Annotated in this window: 1 protein-coding gene; it reads left to right on the forward strand. The window is 69.4% G+C overall.

The window, feature by feature from the left end; genetic code table 11:
* Positions 1-40: 40 nt before the first annotated feature.
* The coding region (locus tag SB847_RS21630; protein ID WP_410578745.1) for an SDR family NAD(P)-dependent oxidoreductase at positions 41-255 on the forward strand (215 nt) is incomplete at its 3' end.

The following is a 255-nucleotide window of genomic DNA, read 5'->3' on the forward strand; positions in this document are numbered from 1 at the left end:
GCCGGCCGCCTGACGCGCCCCCAATCAAGGACGATCCGCCATGCAGCTCACCGATAATACCATCTTTATCACGGGTGCCACCTCCGGCATCGGCCGCGCGCTGGCCGAGGCGTTCCATCGTCTGGGCAACCAGGTCATCATCGCCGGCCGCCGCCGCCAGCTTCTGGACGCCGTCACCGCCGCCAACCCCGGCATGGCGGGCTTGAAGCTGGACATCACCGACCCCGCGAGCATCGCCACCGCCGCGGAGCGGTT

The sequence above is a fragment of the Bacillus sp. SIMBA_026 genome (assembly GCF_046535335.1).
Taxonomy (GTDB): Bacteria; Bacillota; Bacilli; order Bacillales; family Bacillaceae; genus Bacillus; species Bacillus velezensis.